The organism is Rhizobium sp. BR 314 (assembly GCF_047445805.1).
GTDB lineage: Bacteria > Pseudomonadota > Alphaproteobacteria > Rhizobiales > Rhizobiaceae > Rhizobium > Rhizobium lusitanum_B.
In genome coordinates this window covers 504618-514806 of record NZ_JARWLA010000001.1, presented here as the reverse complement: position 1 = coordinate 514806, position 10189 = coordinate 504618, and the positions used below count along the sequence as shown (strand labels likewise).

The 10189-nt window shown below is 59.7% G+C and carries 5 protein-coding genes; all 5 read right to left on the bottom strand.

The genetic code is table 11. The features are described from left to right. Positions 1-338: 338 nt before the first annotated feature. The 5 genes from QD461_RS02500 to QD461_RS02480 all read right to left on the bottom strand — a co-directional run bounded on the left by QD461_RS02500 (position 339) and on the right by QD461_RS02480 (position 9932). Entirely contained in the window at positions 339-1541 is a 1203-nt protein-coding gene (locus QD461_RS02500; RefSeq protein ID WP_414086319.1) for a vWA domain-containing protein, read from the bottom strand. A 150-nt stretch (positions 1542-1691) separates the two neighbouring features. Beyond that, the gene (locus QD461_RS02495; RefSeq protein WP_414086318.1) at positions 1692-2570 is read right to left on the bottom strand and encodes a transglutaminase family protein; all 879 of its coding nucleotides are present in this window, start codon (positions 2568-2570) and stop codon (positions 1692-1694) included. Positions 2571-2574: 4 nt separating this feature from the next. Then, the gene (locus tag QD461_RS02490) at positions 2575-4992 is read right to left on the bottom strand and encodes a circularly permuted type 2 ATP-grasp protein (RefSeq protein ID WP_414086317.1); all 2418 of its coding nucleotides are present in this window, start codon (positions 4990-4992) and stop codon (positions 2575-2577) included. A gap of 13 nt (positions 4993-5005) precedes the next feature. Then, positions 5006-8326 (bottom strand): DUF2126 domain-containing protein, encoded by a 3321-nt coding sequence (locus tag QD461_RS02485; protein ID WP_414086316.1) that lies wholly within the window; start codon positions 8324-8326, stop codon positions 5006-5008. Between the two features lie 178 nt (positions 8327-8504). Further along, complete coding sequence (locus QD461_RS02480) at positions 8505-9932, bottom strand: mannose-1-phosphate guanylyltransferase/mannose-6-phosphate isomerase (RefSeq protein ID WP_414086315.1); 1428 nt, start codon at positions 9930-9932, stop codon at positions 8505-8507. Positions 9933-10189: the final 257 nt, after the last annotated feature.

The following is a 10189-nucleotide window of genomic DNA, read 5'->3' as shown; positions in this document are numbered from 1 at the left end:
GGGCGGGGACGGGGAGATCGGCCTTCGTCAAATTATTCATACTATCAACTCTCGCCATTTGTGTTTTATATTCAGGGTGTTATGCCCGATTAAACCAAATTTCCTCTCCTCTTCACTAGCAGTTTACGCACTGATGTAAAGCAGTTGCAACAAGTGAGTTGAGCAGATGCCAAAATAGCGGCCAAACGCTCTTTTCCGGTGGGAAATGGCTTGATTCCGATGATGTTTCCGGCTCTTATTCGCGGACTGTTGAAACAAAAAGGCGCGCGATACACGTATCGCGCGCCTTTTTTGTTTTTGATCTATCCAGGGATGCTCTGTGCGCAGCGCCGGGGAGATTACCTGGTCAGAAGCGTCATCTGCTTCACTGCCTGAGCGCCAATCGTTTTGAAGGCGGCGACCAGATCGGTCATTTGTCTCGCGTCGAAGTAGTTGGACGAACTGCTGGCGCATGACTTGAGCAGATTCTGGCCGCGGTCGGGCGCCATAAACGCCACGGTATAGATTTGCATACCTTGCTCTTTTGCCTTCTTGCAGACGGACAGGGTCGTGGTGTCTGAACTGGTAGAGTTGTTGTCGCCGTCGGTCATAAAGACGATAATCTTATCAAAGGTCTTGTTGCCCCTGCTATTCTGGGCTCCGGCTTCGGTAGAAGAGGTAAGTTTGCTATAAGCAAGCTGCATGGGGGCGGTAGACTCCGTACCGCCTCCCGCCGCCAACAGATCGATAACGTTATCTCTTGTGTCCCCTGTTCCCCAACCGAGTTCATTGGAAATGTCGACCTGGCTGCTCCATGCGATGCCGGCCGTCCTGACAAACTGTGACTTAGGATCGGCAGCATCCAGCTGATCGAGTAGATTTCCGGCGGCCGTTCGCAGCGCATCGATCTTTTTGACGTAGCAAGGACTTTCTTGGTTCTTGTACTTATAAAGGGAGTCGTTTTTGATATAGTACTGGTCACAACGGGTCTTTGACTTGTCGATAGTCTCCGTATCCAGCCACATCGATCCGGATTTATCCAGCACGATCTCCATGGAGAGCGCTGTCTTTTGAACGGCAGTTCCGCTTGTGGTCGAGCTCGATGCGGAGATGGTCATCGATTGCAAGCCGAGCAGATGACTTAGGTTGCTGACAGACATGGTGTAGGACGAATTCACCGCGACAGTGTAGCTTGTTCCACCGGATGAGTTGCTCGTTGACGTGACGGCGGTCGACGTTCCCGCCTTCAGCGCGTCCGAGGCACCCGCGTCTCCGGAAAGATAGTTCGACATCTGGCCAAGAACCAGCTTGTTCGCGAGATCCTTCGCGTTTGCCGTCGTTGCGCTGCCGTTGGCGAGCGCCGTTGCCGTGCCGAGTGCGGCGGCATCCGTCGCTTCCTGAAGCTGGCTACGCGATAGCGACATGTTGGCGATGTCAATACCGACCCCGCCGGCGGCGACCAGCACCGGTATGGCCACTGCCGTCAGAATGCCGAAGTTTCCGGAACTATTTCTCAGCAATTTTCCAAATGTACGAAGTATATCCGAACCGGAGATCATCATGTCCGCCTGCAGGAGGGAGTTAAAAGCCTCAAGAACGGTCAGGACTATCAGCGATAAATATGAGTCAAACGTTTAGATTGTGGTTCGAAATTTAACAAACCTCCAGATTGGTCCCATTTTGACTGGGTCTTATACTATATTAGTGTTATACTATATTAGTGGAATCACATCTACGGCCTGAACCGTCTTTTGGTTACCGTAACCTTTAAGCACGCCGATGACAGGCGCGACATCGGAATAATCGCGGCCATAGGCGACGACGATATGGTCTGTGCCGGCTGGAATGTTATTGGTCGGGTCGAGCTCGATCCAGCCTGCGATCTCGCCGCACCAGATGCGCACCCACGCGTGCATGGCGTCGGCGCCTTCGAGCCGCTCCTTGCCTGGCGGCGGGATGGTGCGCAGGAAGCCGCTGACATAGCCGGCGGGAATGCCGAGGCTACGCAGTGCAAGGATCATCACATGCGAGAAGTCCTGGCAGACGCCGCGTTTCAGCCGGAAGGCCTCTTTGGGCGAGGTGTCGACCGTCGTCGCCTCAGGATCGTAGGTGAAGTCCTTGTGGATCTGGGTACAGATCGCGTGGGCGATCTGCATGGTTGTCAGCTTCGTCGTCGTCCACTGCCTGCCGTAATCGGCGATTTCGGGTGTTTCCGGCAAGCGAGGGCTGCTGCCGAGAAAATGATGCGGCGAGCCGGGATCAATCGACCAGCAATTGCTGATTTCCTCTGGCAACTTCGCCAGCAGCGGCGAGAAGTCTGCCGCGACCGGCTGGCTCTCGACCTGGACGCGCGCCTGCATGCGGATATCCAATTTCTCATGCGGATCGCGCACCAGAATGGAGGTCGTCGGATGCTGGAAAAAATCGGTGAAGTTCGATTGCTCGTTGGGATGCGGTGTGATTTTCAGCGAACCGGCTATCAGCCGCTGGCGGCCGGCGAGCGAAAGTGGCAGCAGGCGCAGGATGTGGCGCGCGCCGCTGGCTGGCGCGTCGTAGATATAGCCCATGTGCAGCGACAGGTCGTAGAGCATCACATCATCCGAGGTAGGTGCGTGCCAGAAGATCGGAGAGCCGCTCCAGTTCCCGCTCCATCTTTTGATAGACCTCGCCCGTCATCGTTTCCGGCGTCATAACGGCAAGACCGGAATGCAATCGCATGGCTTCCCGGTAGAATGGCGACATCTGGCCGTTGACGAAGGCGTTCGGCAGCTGCTCGACCTCGTGGCGGATTTCGTTCATCTGGAAAAGGATCGAGCGCGGGTTGAGCGGGTCGAGCGCCAGCAGATCGGTCACCGTCAGGCGGGCCGTGTTGACATTGTAGCGGCGGCGGTGGGTCATGACGCTGTCGCCGATTTCAAGCAGCATATCAAGGGCGCCATCGGGTGCATCGGGGCCGGACATGTGCCCGAGCAGCCGTGTCATATGCAAGCCGCGTTCGATATAGCGGCCAAGCGACAGGAAGCGCCAGCCGGTGAAGCGATACATGTTCTCGTGCACCAGGCCCGCAAAGCCCGCGAGTTTGCGCAGCAACACGGTCATGGCATGGCTGGCGTCGTCGCCGTGCCTGACATTCTCCTTGAAACGCCGGGCGGTCTTGGCAAGGTCGTTCAGGGCTAGCCAGCCGTCCGGAGAGAAGCGATCGCGGATATTGCTGGCCGAATAGACGGCGCTGTCGATGTTGCGCAGCAGACTTTCCGGCACGGCCCTGCCGATGTCGATGTCGATCCCGGCGAGATAGGCGCTGACATTGGCGAGCAGCGGCTGATCCGGATCGGCAGCTTCCGCAAAGCGTCCATGCCAGGCGCGAAGAATGCGCAATGCCCCTTCGGCGCGCTCGATATAGCGGCCAAGCCAGAAGAGGTTGTCGGCGGCTCGGCTCGGCAGGCTGCCCGGCATGTTGCGGGTGAAGGTCTCTTCCGCCGGCAGCAGCGTGTGAGCTTCCACCGGCTTGTCGGAGACGATCCAGACATCGGCCGCGGAGCCGCCGGCCTGCATGGCGATGGCAGCGACATCGTCGCCGCTGCCGATGCGGGCAAAGCCGCCGGGCATGATCTGCCAGCCGTTTTCTGTACGGGCTGCGAAAACACGCAGGCTCATCGGCCGTGGCATCAGCTTGCCATTCACCCAGGCCGGCGTTGTCGAAAGAGTAACGACCTCCTGGCCGACCAGCTTGTGCCCTTCACTCGCCAGCCAGTTGGCGATCGAATCGCGAGCCGTGCTGCGCAACGTCGAGCCGAGCACCGATTGACCATTGTCGTCGAAGAAGGGCATGCAAGAATAGGCCGGGCCGATGACCATCTTCTCGATATTGGCGGCAACGTGTTCGCGCTCGCTCTTCTGGCCGCACCACCAGGTCGCGATCGACGGCAACTTCAATTCCTCGCCGCGCAGATGCCGGCAGATGGTCGGCATGAAGGCGAGCAGGGCGCGCGTTTCCAGAATGCCGGAGCCGAGGGCGTTGACGATGCTGACGGTCTTCGCCCGTAGCGCTTCGACCATTCCGGGCGTGCCGATATGAGAGTGCTGGTTCAGCTCAAGTGGGTCGGCATAGGAAGCGTCGAGACGGCGCCAGAGCACACTGATCGGTCGCAATCCGGCGACCGTGCGCACCATCAGCTGATCGTTGACGACGGTGATATCTTCACCCTCTAACAGCATGAAGCCGAGATAGCGGGCGATATAGGCGTGTTCGTAATAGGTCTCGTTGGCCGGTCCCGGGGTCAAAACCGCGACGCGGCCCTCGCCACCGCGCTTGCCGCCCAATAGGGCATCGCGAAAAGCGCCGAAGAAGGAGGCGAGGCGATGGACCTTGGTTTCCGCGTAGATGTCTGAGAAGGCGCGAGTGGTGGCGACGCGCGTTTCGAGTGCAAAGCCGGCGCCAGACGGCGCCTGGGCACGATCTGCCAATACCCACCAATTGCCATCCGGGCCACGACCGATTTCGAAGGCGAGAAAGTGCAGATAGTGGCCGTTCGCCGGTTTCACACCAGCGAGCGGGCGCAGGAATTCCGGATTGCCGGCGATCAAAGCCGGCGGCAGCAAGCCTTCGTTTACCAGCCGGCTGTCGCCGTAAATGTCGGCCATGACGTCTTCGAGCAGGTCGGCACGCTGGCGCAAACCTTCCGAGAGTGATTGCCATTCGCGTTCGTCGATCAAGACCGGGATATGCGAGATTGGCCAGCTGCGTTCGCTGACGCCGGTTGCCCCATAGGCACGGTAGAAAACGCCGGCATCGCGCAGGTAGCGGTCAGCACGGGCGAAACGTTCGGTCAGTTCCTGTTCCGACATACGGCTCAGGGCCGACCGCAGGTTCTGCCAGACGGGCCGTACCGCGCCGGTATTGTCGACCATTTCGTCGGCGACGCCGGGCAGCGCACTGTAGGCGAAGGCCGGATCGTTGCCGATTCCAGCCTTCACATCGTCGCGCTGTTCCGCCGCCGGTTTTCTAGCCATTTACAGTTCCGTCTCAAATTCCTGCCGGCCGCCGGAGATCGAGCGTCAGGGGGAATTCCACCGATGCGGTCTCAGGCCTGAGGGCATAGTTGCCTGCTGTATGCCCCCAAGGTTCGAAACGTGCAAGACGTCGCGCTTCCGCCTCGTTGCCGTTGACCGGAAATGTGTCGTAGTTCCGGCCGCCCGGGTGCGCGACATGGTAGATGCAGCCACCGATCGAGCGACGCGACCACGTATCATAGATATCGAAGGTCAGCGGCGTATCGATGGGCAAGACAGGATGCAGGCCGGAGGCTGGATGCCACGCCTTGTAGCGCACGCCGGCGACCGAAACTCCAGCCATTCCCGTCGGCGTCAGCGGCACGGCGCGGCCATTGCAGGTCACTGTGTAGCGGGAAGGATTTGATGTCTCGAACCGCACCTGCAGGCGCTCGACCGACGAATCGACGTAGCGCACGGTGCCGCCGATCGCGCCTTCTTCGCCGAGCACATGCCATGGCTCCAGCGCCTGGCGCAATTCCAGCTTACTGCCTTCGTATTCGACTTCGCCACAGAAGGGGAAACGGAATTCGAGCTGCGCCTGGAACCATTCCGGCCGCAGGTCGAAACCGTTTTCACGGAGATCCGAGAGTATGTCGAGAAAATCCTGCCAGATGTAATGCGGCAGCATGAAGCGATCATGCAGTGTCGTGCCCCAGCGCACGAATTGGCCGTCGATCGGGTTGTGCCAGAAGCGGGCGATCAGCGCGCGTACCAGCAATTGCTGGGCAAGGCTCATGCGGGCATTCGGCGGCATTTCGAAGCCGCGGAATTCGACAAGGCCGAGGCGTCCGGTCGGTCCATCCGGCGAGAACAGCTTGTCGATGCAGATTTCCGAGCGGTGGGTGTTGCCGGTGACATCGGTCAGAAGATTGCGGAAAAGCCGATCTACGAGCCACGGAAGCGGCTGCAATCCTCGGCCCGGCGCCGGCACCTGGGCTAGGGCGATTTCCAGCTCGTATAGGCTGTCATGGCGAGCTTCGTCGATGCGCGGCGCCTGGCTGGTCGGGCCGATGAACATGCCGGAAAAGAGGTAGGAGAGCGAGGGATGGCGCTGCCAGTGCAGCACCAGGCTCTTCAATAGATCGGGACGCCGCAGGAAAGGGCTGTCCATGGTGCTGCGGCCACCAACGACGACATGGTTGCCGCCGCCCGTGCCGGTGTGACGACCGTCGATCATGAACTTGTCCGTGCCGAGGCGGCTTTCGCGCGCCTCTTCATAGACCGCCGTGGTAATGTCGACGGCTTCCTTCCAGCTCGATGCCGGATGGATGTTGACCTCGATGACACCGGGGTCGGGGGCGACGCGGATGACATTGATGCGCTCATCCTGCGGCGGCGGATAGCCCTCGATATGGACCGGTAAGTTTAGCGCCACTGCGGCGCGTTCGGCTGAAGCGACGAGGTCGAGGTAATCCTCGATGCTGACTGTCGGCGGCATGAAGATGCAGAGACGACCGTCGCGCGGCTCGACGCTAATGGCGGTCCGTACATAGCCACCGATCTCGTCGAGCGATTGCGGTATCACCGGCTGCTGGCCGGAAAAGGGCTGGAAATGAGCCGCCTGCAGCGGCCGACCCTTGTCCTCTGCGTAATTAGGCAGAGCCTCACGCGGGATCGTCGGGTCCATCGGGTTGATGTAGGGATATTGCGATGCGGGTATCCAGCCGAGCGAGTTCAGCGGCAGGCGATAGCCGACCGGGCTATCACCTGGCGTCAGGAAGACACGGCCGCGACGCGTGCGCCATTTCTCGCTGACCCAGCGACGGCCGCTGGCGCGCGCATTCCAAGCCTGGATGGGGAGAACATAGCCCGTCGGACGCGTCAGTCCGCGCTCGAAGACGCGGGCCATGCGCGAGCGTTCTTCCGGGTCTTTCAGTTTCGAGTTGGAGGGATCGACATTGTCGGGCAGGTTCGCCTCCTTGACCAGCCATTCGGCCGGATCTTCGAAGGCAGGGGCTACGTATTCCTTGTCGATGTCGAGTTCGCCGGCAATCGCCGTCAGCAGGCGGCCGGCATCGTCTTCGTTGACGCTATAGTCGCGGCCTTCATTGGCGATCAGATCCGGGTTCGACCAGATCGGCAGGCCATCACGGCGCCAATAGAGTGAGAAGGTCCAACGCGGCAGGCTTTCGCCGGGATACCACTTGCCCTGGCCGTAATGCAGGAAGCCGTTCGGCGCGAAGCGTTCGCGCAGGCGGCGGATCAGCGTATCGGCCTTTTCGCGCTTGGTCGGGCCGACTGCGGCTGTGTTCCATTCCTCGGATTGGAAGTCGTCGATCGAGACGAAGGTCGGCTCGCCGCCCATGGTAAGGCGGACATCGTTGTCCTTGAGGATGGCGTCGACCTTTTCACCGAGCGCGTTCAGCGCGTCCCAGCTTTCGTCGGAGAACGGCTTGGTGATGCGCGGATGCTCAGCGACGCGGGCAACCTTCATGTCGAAATCGAATTCGGTCCTGGCGTGGCCGAAATAACCACCCGAGATCGGTGCGGCATTGCGATAGTGCGGCGTGGCGGCAAGCGGAATGTGGCTCTCGCCGGTCAGAAGGCCTGAAGTCGGGTCAAGGCCGACCCAGCCGGCGCCGGGAAGATAGACTTCCGCCCAGGCGTGCAGATCGGTGAAATCGACCTCGGTGCCGGACGGGCCGTCGAGCGCCTTCAGATCGGGCGTCAGCTGGATGAGATAGCCGGAGACGAAGCGGGCGGCGAGACCGAGATGACGCAGCACCTGCACCAGCAACCAGCTTGTGTCGCGGCAGGAACCCTTCGCCGTTTCCAGCGTCTCTTCAGGCGTCTGCACGCCGGCTTCCATGCGGATGACGTAGCCGATTTCCTGCTGCAAGCGTGTGTTGATGCCGACGACCATGTCGACGGTCTTTTGTTCCGACCGGTCGAGCGTGGCGTGGAAGGCTTTCAGCCGTGGGCCGGGCTCCTCCGGCTTCATGTAGATGGAAAGATCCTCGCGGATTGTTTCGGGATAGTCGAAGGGCCATTTGGTGGCTTCCTCTTCGACGAAGAAGTCGAAGGGATTATAAACGGTCATATCGGCGACGAGATCGACCTCGATCTTCAGCTCCGTGACCGGATCGGGAAAGACGAAGCGGGCGAGGTAGTTGCCGTAGGGATCTTGTTGAAGGTTGACGAAGTGATTTGACGGCGTGACCTTCAGCGCGTGGCTGAGCACTCGGGTCTTTGAGTGCGAAGCAGGTTTCAGGCGGATGATCTGGGGGCCGAGGCGGACCGGATTGTCGTATTTATAGTGGGTAAGATGGTAGATGCTCGCTTTGATCGCCATGCGTCTCTTTGCCTAGCCCGCATCGTTGTGCGGTGATTGCTGTTCCCACAGGTAGTGTGTGCAATGCAGCGAAAGAAAGCAAGACATCTGCGCGCGATGCATAATCACCTCATGCCCGCCAAGGTAAAACGGCGAGCTTTCGCCCGCCGTTCTCGAATCTCTATTGTGCTACCGGCGATCACGTTCTGCCGAATTCATCGACGATACGGATAATGTCGTCCTCGCCGAGGTAGGAGCCCGTCTGTACCTCGATGAGCTCCAGCAGGATCTTGCCCGGATTGGCCAGGCGGTGCACTTCGCCGAGAGGGATATAGACCGACTCGTTTTCGCGCAGCATCTGCACGTTCTCGCCGACCGTTACTTCGGCCGTGCCCTTGACGACGATCCAGTGTTCGGAGCGATGGTGGTGTTTCTGCAGTGACAGCTTCTTGCCCGGCAGCACGAAGATGCGCTTGACCTGGAAACGATCGCCATTGAGCACCGACGTATAGCCGCCCCATGGGCGATAGGATGTCGGATGCGTCTCCGTGAGTTTTGCCGTCTTCTTCTCGCTCGCCAGCAATTTGACGAGCTTGCCGACTTCCTGGCTGTCCCTCAAATGACCGACATAGACGGCGTCTTCGCTGGCGATGACTGCGATATCCTCCAGCCCCTGCACGGCGACGTGTAGGCTATGGCTCATGACGAGCGAGTTCTTCGTGTTGACCAGCGTCGTGGCGCCTGTCGTGACGTTGCCGCTCTCATCGCGATTGCCGACTTTCCAGACCGCATCCCAGCTGCCGAGATCGGACCAGATGAAGGGAGAGGGGACGACGGCTGCATTCGCCGTCTTTTCCATCAGCGCGTAGTCGATGGAAATATTCGGGCTCTTGGAGAAATGATCCGCATCGAGGCGGGTGAAATCGAGGTCGCGCGTCGATTTGGAAACGGCCTTGCTGGCCGCCTTTTCGACCTCGGGGGCGAATTCCTTCATCTCGGATACGAGCTGGGCGGCGGAGAACATGAACATCCCCGAGTTCCAATAGAAATTGCCGCTCGCGACCATCTCCGTCGCCTTTTCCAAGGCTGGCTTCTCAACGAAGCGCTTGACGGCGTGAGCGCCGGTCGAAAGAGCCTTGCCGCTTTCGATGTAGCCATAACCGGTGGCGGGTTCGGTGGGCGTGATGCCGAAGGTGACCAGCTTGCCCTGAAGTGCTGTGTCTCGCGCCAGGCGCACGCAGTCGTAATAGGTCGTGGTGGCGTCGATCTCATAGTCGGAGCCGAGGACGTGCATGATTGCGTCCTTGCCGAAAAGATCGGTGACGAGCACTGCGGCGGCGGCAACGGCGGCCGCCGTGTTGCGGGCGACCGGCTCCAGCAGGATGGATGCTAGCTTCAGGTCCAGCTCACGCGCCTGTTCGGCGACGAGGAAGCGAAATTCCTCGTTGGTGAGAACGATCGCCGCCTCATAAAGCTCAGGATCCGCGACGCGTTCCAGCGTATTCTGGAACAGCGTCCTGTCGCCGATAAACTGGATGAACTGCTTTGGCGCGGAAGCGCGCGACAGCGGCCAAAGCCGTGTGCCCTTACCGCCTGCCATGATCACCGGAACGATTTTGGCTGTCATGCTCTGCCTCCCCTGGACGCTTCATTCTGGAATTGCTCGTGAAAATACACAATCAATACTCTATGCGGTTACGTTTCGCGGGCAACTTCAATCGCGATTGCGTTATTTTTTCATGAAACGCTGACGTCAATATTTCGGGATGGCAAAGATTCTGTGCTCGGGGGTGGAAGTTTCAACGGAAATTCAGCGAATAGGCGGCCACCTCCTGTGCATAGGCCAGCGCCACAAAAAGCATTCGCCCATGCACCGGAGGTGGC